Raw genomic sequence first — 21,966 nt, 5'->3', positions numbered from 1 at the left:
CCGCCACGGGATTTCAGGCCGAGTGCAACGACCCTGTGGTTTCAAGACGCATACGTTCCAAGCGTCAACTGCTGGATTTCAACATCGGCTTGGCTGTCTTGTGGCGCGGTCAAATGCGCCCCATCCTCAGCCGAGTCATCGTCGTTCGGGTGTTCTCTGGAACGACTCTCTCCGCTGAGGTAGCGGTCTGCAATGTTTATCGCCCCATTCACATCCGCTTGGTACTCGCCCATCCAGCAGTCGTCGTTCGTGCATTTGAACGTCGCCTGCTTCGGGCGATACCCGACTTCACCGCACGCATGGCACTCCTTCGACGTGTTACGCGGATTGACCGTCTCGACGGGAATCCCTTTCTCGACGGCTTTGTAGCGTATCTGCGCGTGGAGTTTGGCGAACCCCCATCCGTGAAGACGACGGTTCATGTACTCGCCGTAGTCCATCGACTCCCGAATGTACGTCAAGTCTTCCAGAACCAGTACGGGATTCTCAACGGATTCTGCGTACTCCACGACTTCGCGGGTGACACGATGGAACACGTCGTCTATCTGGTTCCACAGGTCGTCGCCGAACGATTCGGCGATACGGTCGCTTCCGCGTTCTTGAAGCCGTCGCGTAGCGGTGAAGTAGGTCTTGCGTAGCCGACGAACGGTTTTACCCTCGTCGGCCCACAGTTCGGGGCGAGTCGGAGAACCGTGGTCGTCGCGGTGACACACCGTGACAAGTGACGCTTCTCCAATGTCCACTCCGATAGGCGTCCGTTCATCTTCGGACGCTTCGGAACAATCCTCCACGTCGCGGGTCGCGGTGACGTGCAGATACCACGTCTCATCCCGCTGAAACAGCCGACTCTCGCCCATCTCCGCGTCACCAACGTTCAACGCTTCTAACCAGTTCCGTTGGTCGGGATTCGGCTGTGCTGGCATCCAGAGGTGGTAGTCCTCGTGGTGCGGGATTTTGACGTACCACTCGATAGCGTTCTCGGGATTGTGGTCGAGGCGTAACCCCTCATTGGTGAACCGAACAGGGTGGTCGTCGTGTAGGTCGCCCGCGTTGTACGTCGTCGTCAACTGCGGGACGTACTTTTTGAGGGCGTTCTTCGCGTACCCCGATAGGTCGTAGTTGACCACTATGTCGTTCGCTTCGGTTTGAGTGGTGCAACCAGCGTCGAACGCATCCTGAAGGGCCTGCTGGTAGGTATCCCGCGTCTCGCGGAGTTTTCGTCGTTTGTGCGCGTTCGGGTCCACCAGCTTGAGTTCCAACGTCTTGGTGAGTTCGGTCATTGGTCGCCCTCCTCGTGACGCTGGATGTAGTCCTGTACCGTTTCGCTGGAAACGTGACCCGCCGTTCCTGCGTAGTAGCCTCTCGCCCATCGAATCTTCTCACCGTCGTTGTCCGCGTAGCGGTGGTTGTATTTCCGCGAGGAAATACCCTTGAACCAGTTGGCGAGAAGCGACGGCGCGTGCTTCGGTGGACTACTGACGAACAGGTGGATGTGGTCGGGTTGAACGGTCAGGTCAATAATCTCTAAGCCTTTGTCGTCGGCGATTTCGTGGAGGATGTCTCGCACACGGTTGGCGACCTCGTTGACGAGTACCGACTGGCGGTACTTCGGCAACCACACTATGTGGTAGTTGAGGTTGTAGGTCGCGTGCCGTGTGGTCTTCATCCGTGTTGCACACTATGGTTCGTTGGCGTCTTAATACCTTCGGTGAAGCGTGGGAAATCCAGTAATGGCGGGACTCGTGGATTGACGCACTATGCCTATCGCTTGACCTCCGCCTGAAGACGGAGGTATGCGCTATCGGTCTGGATCACTCGAGACCGACCGGTTCGCTCGGAACGGGGAACCGGCGTTGCGGCGCCGATCTGAAGGAGGAAAAACATATATTCCCTGTACGTCTGTCTCGAGTATGTATCCGTCACTGACCCGACGTCGATTGCTCGGCGTGACGGGCGGGTCGCTGCTCGGCGCCAGTCTCCTCGGTCCGCGCATCGGCACGTCGAACCACGCGGGTCCGGACGCCGAAGACGGGTGGCTCCAGCCGCGCGCCGACTCGAGAAACAGCGCGACGACGGCCGATCCCGGTCCAGGCGCGGACGGAACGGTCGGCTGGGATCGGACGCTCGAGACGCACCGACGATATGAACACGCGGGGCTCGCACTGGTCGACGGGACGCTGCTCGTCCCGACGCACCGATCGCTCCGGGCGATCGACGTCGGGAGCGGCGCGGAGCGCTGGCGGTACGCGTACCGACAGCCCCCGCCGCTTGGGACGCACGACCGCCCGCAGCTCGATACGGAGCCGCGGGTTCGCGACGGCGTCGTCTATCTCGTGTTTCAGACCGACGTCTGCGCGCTCGACCTCGACTCCCGTCGGCTGCGCTGGCGCTACGAACTCAACAGCAGCAGCGACGGGCTCCACCTGTTCGGGAACACCGTCTCCGTGTCGGCCCTCGTCGACGGCGGCGACCGGCTTCTCGCCCTCGACGCGGAGACGGGGCTGGAACGCTGGCGACAGGCCGGGCGGCTGACGCCGCTGGCCGCCCGCAGCGGGCTCCTCGTCGGCGCCCACTACGACGACGGCCGACTGGTCGGCCTCGAGGCCGAAACCGGCGCTCGACGCTGGGAGAGCGACGCGGCTATCGGCGCCTCGTCGCTGAGCCGCGGGCAGGTCGCGGTCGCCGACGATTTCGTCGCCGTCGTGGCATCGAACGGCGACCTGACCGCTCTCGAAACCGACTCCGGGAATCGACGGTGGACCATCCCCGACGAGTCGACCGACCGGAGCACGCATCACGACTCGATCGCACTTGACGCGTCGAACGGCGCACTGTACTGGTCGCGACCGAACGCCGAATCGATCGATCGAATCGACCTCGAGGGGAGAGATGTGTGGCAGCGAGAACGCTCGGCCCTCGAGTTCGGGCTCAGCGTCGGCGGCGAGACCGTCTACGCCTCGCGGGCGGACGGACTCCTCGCGCTCGAGGCCGACACCGGCGACGAGCGGTTTCGCGTCTCGGTCGACACCGACGATAGCGACCCGTTCGGCAGTACGCCGCTGATCGCCGGTGATCGCGTCTACCACCTACTCGGCGAGACGGTGTACGAGGTGAGTCCGCAGTGAGCCGCGCGACCGACGCCGCCGGACGGGCCGTCTGGGCGCTCCTGATCGCGGTTCTCGTCTCGCCCGCGCTCTTGCCGCTCGGGGAACTGCTCACGTCGGCCGGCGAACTGACGGGCGTCGTCGTACCGAACTGGGTTCTGGTGGTCGTCGCGCTGGCGGTCGGGTTCGTCCTCGAGGAAACGTACGACGGACCGGAGGAGCGACTGTTTCACGCCGCGCTCCTGATCGTGATCCTGTTCGTCGCCTTCCAGTGGCTCGTCGGGCTCTGGGGGCTGAACGTGATCTCGATGCGCCTCCTGGTGGCCGACGCCCTCGTCTATCTGGCCGCGGTGTCGGCTGGCGTCGCGCTCGTCTTCCGGACCGACCTCCGCGAGCGCGTGGCGACCCGGACCGGCGGGACGGACGCCGAGCCTCGAGCGGAGTAGGGGGTCGCTACGAGACCCCGCTCGAGTCGGCGAGGAATCGCGGTTACGGTATCGCAAATGAGCGGGCAAAAGCAGTAACCGAGAGCGAAACCCGGTGGATGGGCGGCGGACGCGGTACGCCGGACGAGGCGCCAGTCGTTAGTTCGGGACGAGACGCCGGTTATCGGTCAGCAGCCGTGATTCCCCGGTCGTCGACTCAGCGAACGGTGATTCCCCGGCGGGCGAGGAACTCGCTCGCGTCCTTGATCTCGACGGGGCTGCCGATGATTCGGCACAGCCCCTCCGCTTCCTGGACGACGGTCACCGTGAACTCGTCGTCCAGCGGGGGCTCGAGCCCCTGAAGCGTCTCCCGCGGGAGGACGATCTGCGTGCTGTCGCGAAGCCGCGCCGCGTCTGGCATCACTTTCTGGCTACCCCGCGCTGTCGTTTATGTATGTCGAAGTCACGTTCGAATGGTAACGGATTCGAGTAGTACCACTCAGTCGTCGCTTCGGCGTCGAACTCGAGAGCCCGGCCGCGTGACGGGGGTCGGCGGTCGGCATGGAAAGTGTTTTTCGGCGCGGGCGGTTGGATACTGACAAATGGGGCTCGAGGAGGAGATCGAGGAGATCGAAGACGAAATCGCCAACACGCCCTACAACAAGTCGACGGAGGCCCACATCGGCCGGTTGAAGTCCAAGCTCGCGGAGAAGAAGGAGAAGCTCCAGAACCAGAGTTCGGCGGGCGGCGGCACCGGCTACTCGGTCGAGAAACACGGAGACGCGACCGTCGCGCTGGTCGGCTTTCCGAGCGTCGGCAAGTCGTCGCTGCTGAACTCGCTGACCAACGCCGAGAGCGAGACCGGCTCCTACGAATTCACGACGCTGGACGTCAACCCCGGGATGCTCCAGCACCGCGGCGCGAACATCCAGCTGCTGGACGTGCCCGGGTTGATCGAGGGTGCGGCCTCGGGTCGGGGCGACGGCCAGCAGGTGCTGGCGGTCGTCCGCAACGCCGACCTCATCATCTTCATGCTCTCGGTGTTCGAGATCGACCAGTACGACCGCCTGCAGGAGGAGTTGTACGACATCAACATCCGCGTCGACAGGAAGCCCCCGCGAGTGACCGTCCGGCCGAAGATCAAGGACGGCATCAAGATCACCTCGAGCACCGACCAGGACCTAGACGAGGAGACGATCAAGCAGGTCCTCCGCGAACACGGCTACGTTAACGCCGTCGTCAACCTCCAGGAGAACGTCACCATCGACCGGCTGGTCGACGGTCTGATGGAGAACCGGGAGTACATCCCCTCGATCACGGCCGTCAACAAGGTCGACCTGATCGAACCCGACTACAAGGAGACGGTCGACGAGCAGTTGCGCGAACGCGACCTCGATCCCGAGGAGGTCACGTTCATCAGCGCCGAGGAGGAGAGGGGCCTCGACGCCCTCAAAGACCGCATCTGGAACAATCTGGGACTGATCCGCGTCTACATGGACAAACCCGGTCGGGGCATCGACTGGGAGGAACCACTCGTCATCGAGGAAGGGGCGACCGTCGGCGAAGCCATCGACAAACTCGGCGGCGAGATGCAAGAGCGGTTCCGCTTCGCGCGGGTAACGGGTCCCAGCGCGACCCACGACCAGCAGCAGGTCGGGAAGGACCACGTTCTCGAGGACGAGGACGTCCTCAAATTGATTCTGCGGCGATAGTCGTCGGTCCGACGAACTCACGATTCCGTTCCCGCTCAGGGGTCACTGCTGTCCGTCGAGACGGGTCATCCCTAACCAGTTGAGAGCAGATAACAGCATAATATGACGGAATGGTATCACAATCAATAGCATTATCTGACCGTCTAGCGACTGTTTGAGCATGTTTGAGGCCGGATATTATTCACTGGTTCCGCCGTTGCTGGCGATCGCGCTCGCGATCGTCACGCGTCGGCCGATCCTGTCGCTGTTTCTCGGGATCTGGTCGGGCGGCGTCATCGCGACCGAAAGTATCGGTATCGGACAAACGTTCGACTGGATCGCCGGGTCGATCGCGGACGTGTTTCACGCGCAGATTCTGATTTTCACCCTCCTGTTGGGATCCGGCGTAGCGCTGATTTGGCGACTCGGCGGCGCGACCGCCGTTCGCAACTGGGCGACGAGCCGGCTCGAGACCCAGCGCAAGACCGGGCTCGCGGCGTGGATACTGGGAATGCTCCTGTTCTTCGACGATTACGCCAATACCGCCATCGTGGGAAGTACGATGCGCGAGATCTCCGATCAGATGCGCATCTCTCGAGAGAAGCTCTCCTACATCGTCGACTCGACGGCCGCGCCCGTGGCGACGATCGGGCTCTCGAGCTGGGTTGCGTTCCAGCTGTCGATGATCGACGAAGGGTACACCGCGCTCGTCGAGAGCGAGGATTACAGCGTCGCCGCGGCCGACACGCCGGGAGCGTTCGAAACGTTCGTTGGGTCGATTCCGTTCAACGCCTACTCGCTGTTCGCGATCCTCATGGTGGGGATCATCGTCGTCTCGCGGCGCGACTACGGGGAGATGCTCGACGCCGAACACCGCGCTTGGCAGACGGGAAAGGTGAACCGCGACGAGGCACAGCCGCTCCAGGAAGTCGAAAAAGACCTGGGTGCTCCGATCGAGGACCGGCCGATGCTCCGGACCTTCTTCGCACCGATCGCCGTCCTGATCTCGGTTACGCTCGCCGGTGCGTTCTGGACCGGCTATCAGTCGTGGCTCTCGGACCAGGCCGAAGCGGATGCGCCAACGTCGCTCGAGACGGCCATCGGTACCGACGGCGTCGTGCAGGTTCTGGTCGACGTCGTGGGAGCCGGCGACTTCGCGGCCGCCCTCGTGTGGGGATCGTTCGCTATGGTCGCGACGCTGATACTCATCGGGTTGGCGTACGACCTCTTCGATCTCGGCGATAGTATCGATACGGTTCTCGAGGGGTTCAGCCTCATGCTGACCGCGGTGACGATTCTGGTCCTCGCCTGGTCGATCAGCGCGGTCGCCGAGGAACTCGGCACGGGCAGTTACGTCGCCGGCGTCGCGGAGGGGATCGTCTCCCCGGCGCTGCTCCCGATCGTCGTGTTGCTCGTGTCCGCGTTCGTCGCGTTCACCATGGGGTCGTCGTGGGCGACGATGGGAATCGTCACGCCGATCGCGATTCGAGTCGCCTACGAACTCACCGGCAGTTTCGAACTCATGCCGGTGATGATCGGTGCGGTGTTCTCGGGTGCGATCTTCGGAGATCACTCGTCACCGATCTCCGACACGTCCGTCCTCTCCGCGACGTTCACCGGTGCGGATCTCATCGATCACATCCGCACGCAGCTGTACTACGCCGGAACCGTCCTGTTCGTCGTGATCGTCTGTTACGCGCTCTACGGGTTCCTCGGTGTCCCGTGGATGGTCTTCCTCCCGCTGGGGGCCGTCCTGCTCGTCGGTCTCGTCTACGGCCTCTCCGAGCTCGACGCGCGTCGCAAGGGCGTCGATCCCAGGGCCTCGTCGATCGACGTCGATCGCGGGAGTCGAGAGCCGGGGACGGAACCCGGTTCCACGACCGAAGACCTCGATTAGACCGCCGCCTTCGCCACGCTTTTTGGAGTCGCAGGCGTTCGCTCGCGTATGGACGGAACGCTCGACCACACGATGATCCGCGTCTCGGATCTCGAGGAGTCGCTCGAGTGGTACCAGACCCACCTCGAGTACGAGGAGAAGGACCGCTTCGAGGGCGACGGCTTCACCATCGTCTATCTCGGACCGGAGGGGATGCACGAGGACGGCGCGATGCTCGAGATCACCCACAACGAGGGCGAAGAACCCGAGGTCGGTGATGCCTGGGGCCATATCGCCGTCCGGGTTCCCGAGGGCGAACTCGAGGACTACTACCAGCAGCTGATGGACGGGGGTGTCGAGGACTACCGCGACCCCGAGTCCTGCGGCGGTCGCTACGCGTTCGTGAAGGACCCGGACGGTCACGAGATCGAAATCGTCCAGCGTGACGAGGGGGCGCTGTGGTCGCTCGACCACACCATGATCCGCGTCGAGGATGCCGACGAGGCGCTGGGCTTCTGGACTCGCAAGTTCGAGTACGACGAGGTCGGCCGCTGGGAGTCCGACACCTTCGCGAACTACTTCGTCGAACCCCGAGACGCCGCTAGCGAGGCGATGTCAGTCGAGTTAACGTACAACTACGACGGCCGCAGCTACGAGATGAGAGACGCGTGGGGCCACCTCTGCGTCCGCGTCGACGATCTGACCGAGGACTGGGAGACTCTCGTGGAACGCGGGGCCGACGACTACCGCGATCCCGAGAGCAACGACAACATGTACGCGTTCACGCGGGATCAGGACGGCCACGAGATCGAACTGATAGAGCGGGATCTCGAGGCCGACTCGCTGTTCCCGTTCTGAGCCGCTCGAGGTCGTTCGCGGTGTTTCGTAACTGGATTTTTCGTGGTAGCAGTCGGTATCGTGCTCGAGTATAGTGACACCGTCGGCGCCTGATCCGATGCGACTACGCTCGCGCCAGTGGCTTGCAGCAGGCAACAGCTATCCCGACTCAAATGCCGTCTCGATCACGTGCTTCTGAGGACGCTACGGATTACTTGCCTAGTCGCGCTTGCCCTGCGTATGATGCAGTCGATCCGGCTCGCGTCGAGAGACGGCCAAACTCGCTCCAGTGACCGTCGGCCGCTGTGACCTGTCGACTTGAGCGGATAGCGACGAAATATGAGTAAGTTGTCATCTCTCCCCACCCCGTCGCCCCAAATTAGGCCCTAATCGAGTTCTGCGGCGAGTAATATATTATTATACACACACGGGATGGGTTGTACCTCAAGTTCGCGGTCGCAGGTGGCTGGAGAACGCGCGTTCTCGCTTAGAGCGCCCTACTGGCTCGCGATTATCCACCTCCATATAAATAATACTCTCTTGTAACAGTCATTCATGGACATATTGCTGTCGTCCGGCAATCCAACAAACTCGTTCACGTCTTGCGGTTTATAGAGCATTACTCAAGTTAATGGACCTATTCGAGCTCCAGAAAGCTTATTACGGGATGGTTTATAGATCCAGTTACCCCTACCCGGTGCGAGTTGGTGCGGACGTCCGCACTGATCGCACTCCATGTCGCATCGCACGCCAACCAACCAAACCAAACAACAAGACAACCAATGACAAACGAATCAACCATCCGCGAAAAGGGACGCGCAGTGTTCCTGGCCGCGCTTATGGTACTTTCTGTTGTCGCTATGTCCGCAGCGTTTGTGGGCTCGGCGGCAGCCGCGACCGATGACGTTACATTCGCAGATCAAGCTACAACTGGTAGCTCAGTAGATGTTGAGATTACAGATGTTGATCAGGCAGATCGCCTGATCATTGAAAACGCGTCCGAAGAGATCGGCAACGTCAGTGTCGATGATCTCGAGACGGGTGAAATCAATACGATTGAACTCGATGACGAGATCACAGCAGACACGCTCGATACTGGCGCTGACGATTATGATGCCTATCTGGCTGATGCGACTGGAGCCGCTGTGGGTGCGGACTCTACTGCCGACAGCTGGGATAATGCAACCCTGTCGCTCGTTGATGACGCTTCCGCAGTTGATCAAGGTCCCGTCTCCTACGTCGTTGACGAATCCACCGACGATTACATGCTGGAGATCGTCTACGAGAACGGTGACTTCTCCAACCTGAACGCAGATCAGGTTGAAATCACTAACCGTAACGGTGATTCCGTTAACTTCGATACGCTTTCGGGAGATGCCAATGGCGTTGTTACGCTCAGCCCTGCTGAGAAACTCGCCAGTGGTTCCACGATAGAGATCCTCGGTGTCGAGCACGATATCGAGACGACCTCGACTACGCTCGAATCGGGTACGGACGATTCGGCCTACGTTGGCGAAACGATCGCCATCGTCGGTACCACGAACGAAGAAATCGACATCGAGACCGAGGACCGAACGGTCACTCGTGCCCTCGGTGAAAACAGTCTGGTCCGCACGCTCGATACCAGCGGCCTCAGTGACGGTAGCTCAGTCAACGTCACCTTCTCTGATGATTCCGAAGGCACGCTCGAGCTGGACGACCTCGGTGTGACGGTCGAGACTGACCGTAGCCAGTACGCCCAGGGTAACCCCATCGAGGCCACTGTTGAGGCTGACGACATCAACCGCGATGTTGAAGTCCGCATCCTCGACTCTGAGGGTGAGGAAGTCGACGGCGCCGTTGATTCGGGTTCGCTCGACTCCGACGGTATCTACAACGCTCAGCTGACCGCGCCCAAGCCGGGCGACTACACGGTTGAAGTTGAGGACGTCGACAGCGGTATCACCGTCGAGTCTGACAGCTTCTCCGTCACGGAAGAAGAACAGGTCGCGAACTTCGACGCGAACCAGTACGAACAAGAGATCGGTGACGTCGTCGAGTTCACGGTCGAACTCGAGGACACCGATTCGGCATACGTGAACCTCTCTGAGGTTGACAACAACTACGACGCCACCCTCAACCTGACCGACACTGACGATGACGGCGAAGTGACCGTCACGTTCAACACCTACTACGCTGGTCAGGACAGCGACAAGGCGTTCACCTCCGAAGACGACGAGGTTGAGGTCGCCAGCGAAACCTCGTTCGATAGTGGCGTTCGCCTGCTCGACGCAGACTACGAGCTCGAAGCGTTCGTCACTGAAGACCGCGAACGAGCGACCGACGCTTCGTTCCTGGTCCTCAGCGAGCGTAACACCGGCGACGTGACCACCGCGGTCGCACCCGCCGACCTCGCACACGATGACGACCTCGAGACCATCCTCGAGGCAAGCTCCGAGAGCGACACGGTCGCGAACAGTGACCTGCTCGTCGCAGAGGTTGAAGCCAGCGGTGTCTACGGCTACCTCCTCAACGACGACGGTGAACTGGCCGACGGCACGGGCCTGGAGCTGAACCTGACGAACACGCACGAGCCGCGCTACAACGATGCGGAGCAGATCCTCCTCTCTGACATCGAAGGTGACAGCGCAACCGTCCACGAGGACGCTGCAAACGACACGTTCTACGTCGTTGTCGACGTCGCTGCCGTCACTGACGGCGACACGACGATCGACGCTGACGAGACCTGGAACGTCGAATTCGCTGTGACCGAGGACAATGACTACGTCGACGAGGACGAGCGCACCGACGCGACCTTCAGCGTTGAAGAGCGCAGCGTCGAGATCACCGGTGACTTCGACGAGGACGAGCGACTGCAGGTCGGCAACGGTGAAGAGTCCGAGATCACCGCTGACTCCAACGTCGCACCTGGTACAGAAGTCCGATACAACGTCCGTCTCCCGACGGAGGTCATCGGCTTCAACACGGAAGTCACTGACGACGGTTCGATCGTCGGCACCTTCGACCTCAGCAACTACGACGCTGGTGACGAGATTCGTTCGATCTCCGTGACCGAACTCGGCGACGACGCCTCCGACTCCACGAAAGGCGTCATCGTCGACGAGGATCCTGACAAGAAGGACGACAAGGAGAACGGTACCGAGGAGAACGGTACTGAAGAGAACGGAACCGAGGATAACGGAACCGAGGATAACGGAACCGAGGATAACGGTACCGAAGACAACGGAACCGAGGACAACGGCACCGAGGAGAACGGCGAGGAAGACGATGACGAAGACGGAACGCCCGGCTTCGGCATCGCTGTCGCCCTCGTCGCGATGCTCGCCGCCGCCATGCTGGCACTCCGCCGCCAGAACTAACTCGGCCACCTAACCAACTACCGGACTCCGTCCGGCCCCGACGCACTTTCATTTCTTTTAAGGAAGAGACCTAGTCCTTCCACCGCGAATCTCAATGATCCCAATAGGAATATTTGAGGAGCAAAACGAGCTCTATTCGGGTTAAGTGCATAGTAGAGCCAGATTCTGAAAACAGATCGACAATTACTACGACCATATATAACAACAGAAGACTTATTATATAAGATGATAGTCAGTCGGATACCCCTACCCGGGCGGCCGAGTGGGTTGATGATGAGTATGCGGTTCAACCGCAGCCGGTTGTCGCATCCCGGATGTATCGTGCGCTAACCAACCGAAATCCAAAACAACAAGACAACATAAATGACAAGCGAAACTACATATCGCGAAAAGGGACGAGCAGCGTTCCTGGCCGCGCTTATGGTCCTGTCTGTGTTCGCCATGTCCGCAGCATTCGCGGGCGGCGCAGCAGCAGACGTAGGCAGCACAGACGACCTCGAATTCAATGACCAAGCGACGGATGGTCAAACGGTTGAAGTTGAATTGAGCGATGAATTCAGCAACGCAGAGTACCTCAGTATCACCAATGCTACTGGTGACGAGGTTGCAAACCTCTCCCTCAATGAAGAAGACCACGGAGGGGAGGTCGTCACGGTCGACCTGAAAGACGACATTACGCAAGCAACTCTGGATAATGATTACACTGCTGAACTGCTCCAGGGTGACGGAACCTCGCTGAGCACTGCAGTCACTGATTCTGCGACGCTGGCCCTCGGTCTCGACTCCGTTGATCAGGGTCCGCAGGAATTCACGGACAGTGGTACCCATTACGTTGAGGTTGTCTTCGACGGTGAAATTGCCGGTCTCGAAGCATCTCACGTGAACGTCACTGACCGGAACAGCAACACGAACGTTGTGAACAACGTTTACGTTGGCGGGGAAAACACCGCTGACACCAGCACTTACGGTGCTAGTGCCGACCTAGCTAATAACAACCTGATCATCGAGCTTGACGGTGCTACGCTCGGTGAGAGTGGCCTTGCGCCGGGCGCAACGGTCGACATCCTCGGTGAGGAGTATGACATCGAGACGACGTCGACGACCGTTCAGGACCCCGACGAGGGCGGTGCCGCAGACCTCGATGCCTACGATGGTGAAAACCTGGCTCTCCTCGCAGCGAGTAACCCGGACACCAGCGTCGACATCGCGGCCCCTGACGGATCCGTGACTCGTGGTCTCGGTGAGAACAGCGTTGTCCGTACGCTCAACACCGATGCCTACGAAAATGGTGACGAGATCACTGTCACGTTCGCTAGTGATGCAACTGTCAACGTGACGGTTGACGATCTCGGTGTGTCGGTCTCGACCGACAAGAGCCAGTACGCGCAGGGCGACACCATCAAAGCCACCGTCGAGGCTGACGACATCGACCGCGATGTCGAAGCCCGTCTCCTCGACTCCAACGGTAAGGAAGTCGACGGTGCCGTTGATTCGGGTTCGCTCGACTCCAACGGTGTCTACGAAGCTGAGCTGACTGCGCCCGAGCCGGGCGACTACACGGTCGAAGTTGAGGACGTCGACAGCGGTATCACCGCCGAGTCCGACAGCTTCTCCGTTACGGAAGAAGAACAGGTCGCGAACTTCGATGCGAACCAGTACGAACAAGAGATCGGTGACGTCGTCGAGTTCACCGTCGACCTTGAGGACACCGACGAAGCGTACGTGAACCTCTCTGAGGTTGACAACAACTACGACGCCACCCTCAACCTGACCGACACGAACGACGACGGCGAAGTGACCGTCAAGTTCAACACCTACTACGCTGGTCACGGTGACAAAGCGTTCTCCTCGGAAGACGACGAGGTTGAAGTCGACAGCCAGACCTCGTTCGACTCTGGAGTCCGTCTGCTCGACGCTGACTACGAACTCGAAGCATTCGTCAACGACGCCCGCGACCGAGCGACCGACGCCTCGTTCCTGGTCCTGAGCGAACGCAACACTGGCGACGTGACGACTCACGTCGCACCCAGCGACCTCGCTCACGACGACAACATCGAGGACATCCTCGGAGCAAGCTCGGAGAGCGACACGATCGCGGCCGATGACCTGCTCGTCGCCGAGGTTGACGCCAGCGGTGTCTACGGCTACCTCCTCGACGACAGCGGTAACTGGAACGGTGAAGGTCTCGAACTGAACCTGACGAACACGCACAACCCGCGCTACGACGATCCGGAACAGCTCCAGCTGTCCGACATCGAAGGTAGCAGTGCAACGGTCCACGAAGACGCTGCAAACGACACGTTCTACGTCGTCGTTGACGTCTCGGCGGCCGCTGACGGCGACACGTCGATCGACGCCGACGAGACGTGGAACGTCGAGTTCGCAGTGACTGAGGAGAACGACTACGTCGACGAGGACGAGCGCTCGGACGCTACATTCAGCGTCGAAGAGCGTGACGTCACGATCACGGGCGACTTCGACGACGACGAGCGCCTGCTGGTCGAGAACGTCGAGAACTCGGAGATTACGGCCGAGTCCAATATCGCACCTGGCACGGAGGTCCGCTACAACGTCCGCCTCCCGACGGAAGTCAAGACCGCGACCACGGAGGTCGCTGAAGACGGTACGATCAGCGCCACCTTCGACCTCAGCAACTACGACGCTGGCACCGAGATCCGTTCGATCTCCGTCAGCGAACTCAACGAGGATGCCTCCGACTCCACGAAGGGCATCATCGTTGATGGCGAGGCTGAAACTAAGGGCGACGTCACCGTCGAGGGTGACGCACCCACTAACGTCAAGGTTGATGACGACGCGTCGCTCGACGTGACCGTCACCAACAACGACGCTGATCTCGAGAAGACCACGAGCTACACGGTCACCATCGACGGCGAAGTCGTCGACGAGCAGGACCTTACGCTCGAGGCCGGCGAAGAGATCACCAACAGCTACGACTTCGACACCAGCGCCGAGGGTGACATCAACTGGGATGTCTCCGTCGACGACGACTCCGACTCCGGCACCCTGACCGTCGGCAAAGACGACGGCAACGGTGACGAGAACGGAGCCGAGAATGGTGACGAGAACGGTGACGAGAACGGCGACGAGAACGGTGACGAGAACGGCGGGGAAGACGATGACGAAGACGGAACGCCCGGCTTCGGCATCGCTGTCGCCCTCGTCGCGATGCTCGCCGCCGCCATGCTGGCACTCCGCCGCCAGAACTAACTCGGCCACCTAACTACCGGACTTCGTCCGGTCCCGACGCACTTTCATTTCTTTCGCGCGCTACACTCGATAGCGACGCTACCCGAGGAGCCGACTATTTCGATACCGCTACTCCATTAATACAGGCAGACGGTGTTTTTCACTCGGCCCTTTCGGACCGAGTACCGACACTTCTGGCTCATTGAAGCCACCTTCCCGGCACGTATCGGCGAGTCCGATACCGAACGGCGTCGGCCGTTCGACACACCTTGCAGCGTGTGAGACAGAATCGACAACGGAAATGAGGACAACTGACGATTGAAGCCGTATTCGATGAATCTGGAGCGTACCGGGACTATTCGTCGGCGACCAGACAGTACGCGTGACCGGGTTCATCCATGGTCGTCTCCTTGTCGTCGTCATAATAGTTCGAGAACACGGCACGTTCGGCGTAGTAGATTCGGCCGTCGACTGGAACGGGAGCACTGGTAACCCGGCCTCGGTTCTCGACCCGCCAGCACTGCCCGCCCGTCTCCTTGTCGAAAGCATAGAGGTGGGAATCGTACGAGCCGACGAGCACCGATCCGGCAGTGACCGAGAGACCACCGATGACGCGGCCGCCGACGTCGGCCGACCACAGTTCCTCGCCGGATTTTGCGTCGATCGCGTAAACGGCGCCGTCGTCGTTCCCCATGTAGACGACGTCCTCGTCGACGTCGACGGCCGGATTCGCCATGATCGAGCCGTCCGTCTCGAACGCCCACTCCTCAGTACCGTCCTCGAGGTCGATGCAGTAGAACGTATCGTCCCAGCTCCCGACGTATCCGTAGCCGTCGTGTGCCGCGACCGTTCCCTTGATCTGGGCGCCGAGTCGGAACGCGCCGTCGGCCTTCGACTCGCCGTCGGGGCCGCCCTCGCCGCCCGTCTGGAACGACCAGGCGAACTGGAGGGAGGGGAACGCCCAGCAGTAGACGACGCCGTCGTTCGAGCCGGCCAGAATCCGACCCGCGTCGAGGTCGATCGTCGGCGAGGGGTGCGGTTGACCCCAGATGCGGTCGTCGCTCCACGTCGGCTCGCCGGTCTCGGGATCGATTTCCCACAGCGCGCCGGAGGATGGCGAGCCGTACTCGGCGATGACGTACAGCCGACCGTCGTAGTAGGCGGGACTCGAGCCGATCGCCAGCGTCCCCTCGAGGTCCCGGGAGCGGGTCCGCCAGACCAGATCGCCGGTCTCCCGGTCCAGTGCGTAGAGGTCCCCGTCGTAGCCGCCGATGTAGACGGTGTCGTCGACGATCGCCGCAGAGCCGTGGAAGCCGAGCTCGGTTGCACCGGTCAGGGTCGCCCACCGTTTCTCACCGTTCGGGGCGTAGGCGTGCACCCAGCCGCTGTCTCCCGCGAATACGATCGTTTCGCCGTCGGGCGTCGGCACCGGACTCGCCTTGGCGGCCGTGTGACCAACGTAGTTGATGGGAAACGTCCAGTTGACGCGCACCGATTCGGGAACGACTTCGTCGGGGAAGTAGCCGAGCCGACGCAGTCCGCGCCGGAACATCGAGACGTTCTCGTTCGGATGCGTCGCGTACTCAGAAACGGAGGCCGCGGGTTCGACGGAGCCACAATTGCCGCTATTATCGAAAGTATTCACTATCTCGGAACAACCGGCGAGCCCCGTGACCAGGGCTGCGCCGCCCGCACGAAGGAGCTGTCGCCGGGTCGGTGTGGTGGAGTATTCCCGTGTGCGCCCGGATCCCGCGAACTGATTCGTCGATCCCATTGGAGGTTCTGTTGCTGTCAAAAACCGTTGCGCGCAAAAACACCCCGATCTCTCGGCTGAGAGCGTGTCGATAGAGCGACGCTTGGTGACAGGTGGGACGGCCGCGATCACGGGTACCCGTTAGTGACCGTCACTCGAATGAACGAGCCCGTGTCCAACCACACGGAGACAATGGTCGAATCGACCCGTCTTCCCGCGTTGAAAGGCGGCAGATAACTCCGTTCCGAACCGACTCGTTCAAGCCGCGGATGAATCATCGCCCGCGACGTCGGATTCCTCGAGGGCGTTCTCGTCCCAGGTCGCCGTCGCGACCACCCGATCGTCGTCGAACTCGAGGGTCGCGTCGTCGGTCGAACTCCCGAGCGACGCCTCGAGATCGGCTTTGGTCTCCGTATCGATGTCGTCGAAGACGGCTGCGAACGTTCCCGACGACTCGGTCGACCCGTCGATCGTCAGGGATCCGACGAACCCGTTCGCGCCGGCTAGTTCGTCGTACGTCTCGTTCTCGCCGATCTCCAGTTCGGCTTCACCCTCTTCGGATGCCGGCTCGTCCTGCTGCTCGAGGTCGCCGTACGCGCCGAACACGACGTGACCGCTCCCGGCGGTCTCGACGAGCCAGTTCAGGTCCTCGTGTTGGTCGACGGTCCGCTTTGTTTCGCCGCTGTAGGCCTCGAGCGGCCCGCGGAGTTGCTCGACGGATTCGCCCTCCGATCCCATCGAAAACACGACCGCGTCCTCGCTGACGCCGATCGCGGTTTCCGTCGTCGCGTATTCGGAGTCGCCGTCGACGGGTTCGTAGACGTCGAACTCGCCGATTCCCTCGCTTCGTTCGTACACCGTCTTCAGCCCGTACTCGCTCTCCGGTTGTCGGGTCAGCGTCTCGTGAATCTCGCCGGTGTCGATACTCCCGGTGATCACGTAGGCGTCGTTCACCCAGAAGAGGTCGTCGACGGAGGTCTCGAAACGCTCGCCATCCTCGTCGGCTGCCTCCCCGTCCTCGCCGTCGGTCCCAGTTTCGGTACCGGCACCGCCCATCGCCCCGCTACCGGCGCCTCCGAGGAGTCCCTCGAGACCGGTTCCGAGCGTCCCCATCACGCCGAAGGCGACGAAGAACGTCCCCATCAGCGGCGCGGCCAGCATCACGTCTTCTTCGTTCGCCATCGGATTGGCGTCGTCGGGCGATTCCGTCCGGTTGGCTCCGACCTCCGTGTCCGCCGCCTCGAGGGCCTCGAGGCGGTCCCAATCGGCGTACGCGACGAACAATCCGTCCTCCTCGTCGGTCACCAACCAGTTTCGATACGGTGCCGAAGTCGAATTCTCGTCGCCCGCGTCGTCGTCCGTGGGATCGCTCCCACCGAGGCAGCCGGCGATGCCGACCGTCGAGGCGACCGTCGTCGCACCGGCGAGTCGGAGTAGCTCCCGTCTCTCGAGTGTCATCTCCCGCGAGATACGAATACGGAGCATAAATCAGTTGTGATGACAGTCATTGTATAGCTATATGTCGGCCCAGACCGCGGGTTCGAGCTCGAGAGTTGTTACTCCCGATCGCTATTCCACCGGTAGATACCGAAGACAACAGATGAACGCCAGCCGAGACTCCCCCTCGCGACGGGAGCGCCGATCAGTCGTCAGCCGCGGCCGGTTCGACCTCCTCGGCGCTCGAGTCGGCGCGCTCGAGGTCCTCGAGGTACTCGTCGGCGTCGAGGGCGGCCTTCGAGCCCATTCCCGCCGCCGTGACGGCCTGCTGGTAGTGGTAGTCGACGACGTCGCCGGCGCCGAAGATGCCGGGGACGCCGGTCTCGGTCTGGCCGCCGCCGTCGCCGCCCTGCGTGCGGAGGTAGCCCTCGTCGTCCATCTCGACGCCGGTGTCCTCGAGGTAGTCGGTGTTGGGGGTGTGGCCGATCGCGAGGAAGACGGCGCCGACGTCGAACTCGAATTCGTCGGTCTCGGGGTCGTCGAGGCGGTCGGTGGGGTGGCCCTTCTCGTTCTCGACGAGGGTAACGTGGTCGACGCCCTCCTCCTGGGAGCCGTGGATCTCGACCAGTTCGGTGTTTTTCATGATCTCGATCTCGCCCTCCTCGACCTTTTCGTGGACGCGGTCGATCCAGTAGTCCTCGGCGCGGAACTCCTCGCGGCGGTGGGCGATGTAGACGGTGTCGGCGAACTTCGTGAGGAAGGTGGCCTCCTCCATGGCGGCGTCGCCGCCGCCGACGACGAGCATGTCCTCGCCGCGGAAGAACGCGCCGTCGCAGGTCGCACACGTCGAGAGCCCGTAGCCCATCAGCTCGTCCTCGCCGGGGACGCCCAGGGTGCGGGCGCTGGCGCCGGAAGCGGCGATGACGGCGTCGGCCGTGTAGACGTCGCCGTTGGTCAGTTCGACGCGGAACGGCCGCTGGTCGGCGTCCACGGTCTCGATGATGCCGTTCTTGAGGTCGGCGCCGAACTGCCTGGCCTGCTCCTTCATGTTGTTGACCAGTTCTGGGCCGCTGATGCCCTCGGGGAAGCCGGGGTAGTTCGCGACGTCCGTGGTCAGGGTGAGCTGGCCGCCGGGTTCGTCGCCCTCGATGACCAGCGGCTCGTTGTTCGAGCGGCCGGCGTAGATGGCCGCGGTGAGGCCGGCGATCCCGGTACCGGCGATGATGAGTTTGCGGTGCTCGAGGACCTCGCCGTCCTCGGTGTCGTCCGCGATGCCGAGTTTTTCGTCCAGCTCGCCCGTCTCGTCGAGTGCGCTGGTGTCGTCCCAGCCGCCGATCAGTTCGTCGTCGATGAACACTTCGGGCGCGGTCTTGCGGCCGTCTGCGCGCTCGATCATCTCCTCGAAGCGCTCCTCGTCGCCGGTGACGTTGTAGGTCTCGTACTCGACGTCCTTGCTGTCGAAGAGGTCCTTGGCCTTCTCGCAGTAGGGGCAGTCCTCCTTGGTATAGATCTCGACGCGAGGCTGTTCGCTCATGTATCTGGATTGGGATAGCGGGCCTAAACCCCTTGCGCTCTCAGCAATGCGTCGTCGTCTTCTGTGACGACAGGCAGCTCCCGTCGGTCGCCCGCTGTCGACGAACCCGACGGGAGTCCCGCGGGACGACGCACTTACGGCCCCGCCGCCCGAGGATCGACTATGGCTGCGGATCTCGAGGAGAAGACGGATCGCTACGGCGAGTTGCTCGCGGAGGCCCTCGAGGCGGCGTCGGTCGCGCCGCCGGACGGGACCCCGATGGCCGAGGCGGCCGCGGAGTGTTACGAGATGGCGGCGTCGTACCTCGAGGACGGCCGTCACTTCCGCGACGACGGCGACCTCGTCAACGCGCTGGCAGCGTTTTCCTACGGCCACGCGTGGCTGGACGCCGGCGCCCGCATCGGACTGTTCGACGTCCCTACCGACGGTCACCTTTTCACCGTCTGAGACGGGCCGCCGCGTCGGCGGGCACACCAACACAGTTGGACATCACCTTTCTGTAGCAGTCGCTCGTGCGCTAGGGTGAGGGGAGAACGGATGGACCGACACGACCGCGCGTCCCACGACTCCCGAGCGTCCACCCGCTGGCGATGCCGCCAGTCGAGACGCATCGTCGGCGCTCCATTCCGAACGATTAATAGCCATATAACCGGAACATATATAACAACAATCCCGATTAGTTTATAAAGAAGGCGAAACGTTTATATGCCTTCCGGCCTTACCATATGTTAGCTGAGGCGACCGGGTTTCTTCTGGTTACCCCACCCGGAAGCCCCGAGTAACGCACCCGATACACACACCATGACAGACACCACCATCAAAACGTACACCGGCGAGACGGAGAGCGAGGAAACCACCGAGCAGGAGGGAGAGCAAGAGCACTGTCCGGAGTGTGGCGGCCGACTCGTCTCGGACGCCGAGCACGCCGAGACCGTCTGCGACGACTGCGGTCTCGTCGTCGAGGAAGACGAGATCGACCGCGGCCCCGAGTGGCGAGCCTTCGACGCCGCCGAGAAGGACAAGAAATCCCGCGTCGGCGCCCCCACGACGAACATGATGCACGACCAGGGGCTCTCGACGAACATCGGCTGGCAGGACAAAGACGCCTACGGCCGTGCGCTCTCGAGTCGCCAGCGCCAGAAGATGCAGCGCCTGCGCACCTGGAACGAGCGCTTTCGCACCCGCGACTCCAAGGAGCGCAACCTGAAGCAGGCGCTCGGCGAGATCGACCGGATGGCCTCCGCGCTCGGCCTGCCGGAGAACGTCCGCGAAACGGCCAGCGTGATCTACCGCCGCGCGCTCGAGGAGGACCTGCTGCCGGGCCGCTCGATCGAGGGCGTCGCGACGGCCTCGCTGTACGCCGCCGCTCGGCAGGCCGGCACGCCGCGCAGCTTAGACGAGATCTCGGCGGTCAGCCGCGTCGAGAAGATGGAGCTGACTCGGACCTACCGGTACATCATCCGGGAGCTCGGCCTCGAGGTCAAGCCCGCGGACCCCGAACACTACGTCCCGCGGTTCGTCAGCGATCTCGACCTCTCGGACGAAACCGAGCGCATGGCCCGCGAACTGCTCGAGTCGGCGCGTCAGGAGGGCGTCCACAGCGGCAAGTCGCCGGTCGGCCTCGCGGCCGCCTCGGTGTACGCCGCCGCCCTGCTGACTAACGAGAAGGTTACCCAGAACGACGTCAGCGAGGTCGCCAGCATCTCCGAGGTAACCATCCGCAACCGCTACAAGGAACTGCTAGAGGCCTCCGACACGGCAGCCCCGGCGTAAACGCGATGTTTCGGGGTCTGTCATCGGAGATTTCCGTTCGGTTACGGGTGCTGTGATCGGTCGTTCGAACGGGCGACAACACTTTTGAGGCGCGGTGTGTAATGGCGTAGCATGGACGAGACGACCGTGCAACTATTGTGTCCCGAATGTACCAAAGATTGGCAGATTTCTCCGGGTGAACTCCCCGCGGCCGCCGATATGTTTCACTGCCCCGGCTGTCACGCGTCGCGACGGATGTCCGAGTTCATGCGGACGGATCGGGACCTCCAGACGCTGAAGCAACTCGGATAGCGGTCTTCGCGCGGCTCTTCCTCTCGGTACTCCGTGTGCGCTTCAGCTCTCGATACTGCGTGTCTGCGTCAGCGACTAGCGGCGACGGTGGAGCGCCGAACGTGGCGGCGCAGTATCGACGGACTCTCCAGTTCGGTGAGACACGCTGGAAATCCGGAAGGAAAGCGCGTATTACCGAGAAATATCGACGTATACCCGTTCCCTTCGCGCGATTTCCGTTCGTAGGATCCCCCTTCCGGTAGGTCTAGCGAGTGACATACTGGGAGCCGGTTACGGGGTGCGTGTTAACGGGACTCAAGATAATAATATAACCCTGCAGTGGGTAGGAGAGGATGGTTATGAAGAAGCAGGAGCTCATTCACCTTCACGGCCTTCTCGCGGAGGTATCGAACCAGTGCGCGGAGTGGGACGACTGTCAGATCGACCTCGATGAGTACGAATCGCTCGGGATTCGACCGACATCGATTCACAAGTCGAAAACTGATCACAAAGCTGCTGTCTTCGCGCTTGCCGGGGGAATCACCATGAACATGCGCGAGGGAGAGCAGGAAGCAGTCGCCGCTACTGCGGACTGAGAAACACGTCACCTCTTTCGATCACTCACAGTACTCACTGGCGAGACTCGGTTTCGACTGGTTGTCTCCCGACTGATCGCGTCCCACACTGGTCTTTCTGCTCC

The 21,966-nt window shown here is 61.9% G+C and carries 17 protein-coding genes; 11 read left to right on the top strand and 6 right to left on the bottom strand.

The window, feature by feature from the left end:
* Positions 1-41: 41 nt before the first annotated feature.
* Positions 42-1,280, bottom strand: coding sequence for an RNA-guided endonuclease InsQ/TnpB family protein (locus J0X25_RS19455; RefSeq protein WP_207289104.1), 1,239 nt, complete (start codon positions 1,278-1,280; stop codon positions 42-44).
* On the bottom strand, positions 1,277-1,666 hold the full coding sequence (gene tnpA, locus J0X25_RS19450; RefSeq protein WP_207289103.1) for an IS200/IS605 family transposase: 390 nt from the start codon (positions 1,664-1,666) through the stop codon (positions 1,277-1,279). Before tnpA ends, J0X25_RS19455 begins: the two co-directional genes overlap by 4 nt.
* A 244-nt stretch (positions 1,667-1,910) precedes the next feature.
* Between tnpA and J0X25_RS19445 the strand changes: the two genes are divergently transcribed.
* Positions 1,911-3,125, top strand: coding sequence for an outer membrane protein assembly factor BamB family protein (locus J0X25_RS19445; RefSeq protein WP_207289102.1), 1,215 nt, complete (start codon positions 1,911-1,913; stop codon positions 3,123-3,125).
* Positions 3,122-3,550, top strand: coding sequence for a hypothetical protein (locus tag J0X25_RS19440; RefSeq protein WP_207289101.1), 429 nt, complete (start codon positions 3,122-3,124; stop codon positions 3,548-3,550). The genes J0X25_RS19445 and J0X25_RS19440 overlap by 4 nt, the downstream gene beginning before the upstream one ends.
* A gap of 196 nt (positions 3,551-3,746) precedes the next feature.
* Here the strand turns inward: J0X25_RS19440 and J0X25_RS19435 are convergent, their stop codons facing one another.
* Positions 3,747-3,950, bottom strand: a complete 204-nt coding sequence (locus J0X25_RS19435; RefSeq protein ID WP_207289100.1) for a VNG_1110C family protein — start codon at positions 3,948-3,950, stop codon at positions 3,747-3,749.
* Between the two features lie 181 nt (positions 3,951-4,131).
* On the opposite strand from J0X25_RS19435, the gene J0X25_RS19430 reads away from it, so the two are divergent.
* From J0X25_RS19430 to J0X25_RS19410, 5 genes are all read left to right on the top strand, one after another.
* A complete protein-coding gene (locus J0X25_RS19430; protein WP_207289099.1) occupies positions 4,132-5,241 on the top strand; it encodes an OBG GTPase family GTP-binding protein in 1,110 nt (369 codons plus the stop codon).
* A gap of 160 nt (positions 5,242-5,401) precedes the next feature.
* Positions 5,402-7,117, top strand: coding sequence for a Na+/H+ antiporter NhaC family protein (locus tag J0X25_RS19425; RefSeq protein WP_207289098.1), 1,716 nt, complete (start codon positions 5,402-5,404; stop codon positions 7,115-7,117).
* A gap of 48 nt (positions 7,118-7,165) precedes the next feature.
* Positions 7,166-7,954 (top strand): VOC family protein, encoded by a 789-nt coding sequence (locus J0X25_RS19420; RefSeq protein ID WP_207289097.1) that lies wholly within the window; start codon positions 7,166-7,168, stop codon positions 7,952-7,954.
* A gap of 761 nt (positions 7,955-8,715) precedes the next feature.
* Positions 8,716-11,292: a DUF7827 domain-containing protein gene (locus J0X25_RS19415; protein WP_207290831.1), complete on the top strand. Its 2,577-nt coding sequence runs from the start codon at positions 8,716-8,718 to the stop codon at positions 11,290-11,292.
* A 363-nt stretch (positions 11,293-11,655) separates the two neighbouring features.
* Positions 11,656-14,520: a DUF7827 domain-containing protein gene (locus J0X25_RS19410; protein WP_225896707.1), complete on the top strand. Its 2,865-nt coding sequence runs from the start codon at positions 11,656-11,658 to the stop codon at positions 14,518-14,520.
* Between the two features lie 334 nt (positions 14,521-14,854).
* Here the strand turns inward: J0X25_RS19410 and J0X25_RS19405 are convergent, their stop codons facing one another.
* The 3 genes from J0X25_RS19405 to J0X25_RS19395 form a co-directional block, all read right to left on the bottom strand.
* On the bottom strand, positions 14,855-16,144 hold the full coding sequence (locus J0X25_RS19405; RefSeq protein ID WP_425600924.1) for an outer membrane protein assembly factor BamB family protein: 1,290 nt from the start codon (positions 16,142-16,144) through the stop codon (positions 14,855-14,857).
* Between the two features lie 366 nt (positions 16,145-16,510).
* Positions 16,511-17,710 carry a hypothetical protein gene (locus J0X25_RS19400; RefSeq protein ID WP_207289094.1) on the bottom strand — a complete coding sequence of 400 codons (1,200 nt, stop codon included), beginning with the start codon at positions 17,708-17,710 and terminating at the stop codon, positions 16,511-16,513.
* 184 nt (positions 17,711-17,894) lie between these two features.
* Complete coding sequence (locus J0X25_RS19395) at positions 17,895-19,223, bottom strand: FAD-dependent oxidoreductase (protein WP_207289093.1); 1,329 nt, start codon at positions 19,221-19,223, stop codon at positions 17,895-17,897.
* A 162-nt stretch (positions 19,224-19,385) separates the two neighbouring features.
* On the opposite strand from J0X25_RS19395, the gene J0X25_RS19390 reads away from it, so the two are divergent.
* The 4 genes from J0X25_RS19390 (at position 19,386) to J0X25_RS19375 (ending at position 21,862) form a co-directional block, all read left to right on the top strand.
* The gene (locus J0X25_RS19390; RefSeq protein ID WP_207289092.1) at positions 19,386-19,670 is read left to right on the top strand and encodes a DUF357 domain-containing protein; all 285 of its coding nucleotides are present in this window, start codon (positions 19,386-19,388) and stop codon (positions 19,668-19,670) included.
* 354 nt (positions 19,671-20,024) lie between these two features.
* A complete protein-coding gene (locus J0X25_RS19385; RefSeq protein ID WP_207289091.1) occupies positions 20,025-20,996 on the top strand; it encodes a transcription initiation factor IIB in 972 nt (323 codons plus the stop codon).
* Positions 20,997-21,107: 111 nt separating this feature from the next.
* Complete coding sequence (locus J0X25_RS19380) at positions 21,108-21,287, top strand: DUF7836 family putative zinc-binding protein (protein WP_007261362.1); 180 nt, start codon at positions 21,108-21,110, stop codon at positions 21,285-21,287.
* Between the two features lie 338 nt (positions 21,288-21,625).
* Positions 21,626-21,862: a UPF0058 family protein gene (locus J0X25_RS19375; protein WP_207289090.1), complete on the top strand. Its 237-nt coding sequence runs from the start codon at positions 21,626-21,628 to the stop codon at positions 21,860-21,862.
* The last annotated feature ends 104 nt before the right edge of the window (positions 21,863-21,966 follow it).

The sequence above is a fragment of the Haloterrigena alkaliphila genome (genome assembly GCF_017352155.2).
Classification (GTDB): Archaea; Halobacteriota; Halobacteria; order Halobacteriales; family Natrialbaceae; genus Haloterrigena; species Haloterrigena alkaliphila.
The sequence above is the reverse complement of the archived record's forward strand: the minus strand, read 5'-3'. Positions and strand labels throughout refer to the sequence as shown.

Coding starts and splice junctions, on each gene's coding strand:
- J0X25_RS19455 (WP_207289104.1), bottom strand. CDS start 1,280: ATGACCGAACTCACCAAGACGTTGGAACTCAAGCTGGTGGACCCGAAC.
- tnpA (WP_207289103.1), bottom strand. CDS start 1,666: ATGAAGACCACACGGCACGCGACCTACAACCTCAACTACCACATAGTG.
- J0X25_RS19445 (WP_207289102.1), top strand. CDS start 1,911: ATGTATCCGTCACTGACCCGACGTCGATTGCTCGGCGTGACGGGCGGG.
- J0X25_RS19435 (WP_207289100.1), bottom strand. CDS start 3,950: ATGCCAGACGCGGCGCGGCTTCGCGACAGCACGCAGATCGTCCTCCCG.
- J0X25_RS19430 (WP_207289099.1), top strand. CDS start 4,132: ATGGGGCTCGAGGAGGAGATCGAGGAGATCGAAGACGAAATCGCCAAC.
- J0X25_RS19425 (WP_207289098.1), top strand. CDS start 5,402: ATGTTTGAGGCCGGATATTATTCACTGGTTCCGCCGTTGCTGGCGATC.
- J0X25_RS19420 (WP_207289097.1), top strand. CDS start 7,166: ATGGACGGAACGCTCGACCACACGATGATCCGCGTCTCGGATCTCGAG.
- J0X25_RS19415 (WP_207290831.1), top strand. CDS start 8,716: ATGACAAACGAATCAACCATCCGCGAAAAGGGACGCGCAGTGTTCCTG.
- J0X25_RS19410 (WP_225896707.1), top strand. CDS start 11,656: ATGACAAGCGAAACTACATATCGCGAAAAGGGACGAGCAGCGTTCCTG.
- J0X25_RS19400 (WP_207289094.1), bottom strand. CDS start 17,710: ATGACACTCGAGAGACGGGAGCTACTCCGACTCGCCGGTGCGACGACG.
- J0X25_RS19395 (WP_207289093.1), bottom strand. CDS start 19,223: ATGAGCGAACAGCCTCGCGTCGAGATCTATACCAAGGAGGACTGCCCC.
- J0X25_RS19390 (WP_207289092.1), top strand. CDS start 19,386: ATGGCTGCGGATCTCGAGGAGAAGACGGATCGCTACGGCGAGTTGCTC.
- J0X25_RS19385 (WP_207289091.1), top strand. CDS start 20,025: ATGACAGACACCACCATCAAAACGTACACCGGCGAGACGGAGAGCGAG.
- J0X25_RS19380 (WP_007261362.1), top strand. CDS start 21,108: ATGGACGAGACGACCGTGCAACTATTGTGTCCCGAATGTACCAAAGAT.
- J0X25_RS19375 (WP_207289090.1), top strand. CDS start 21,626: ATGAAGAAGCAGGAGCTCATTCACCTTCACGGCCTTCTCGCGGAGGTA.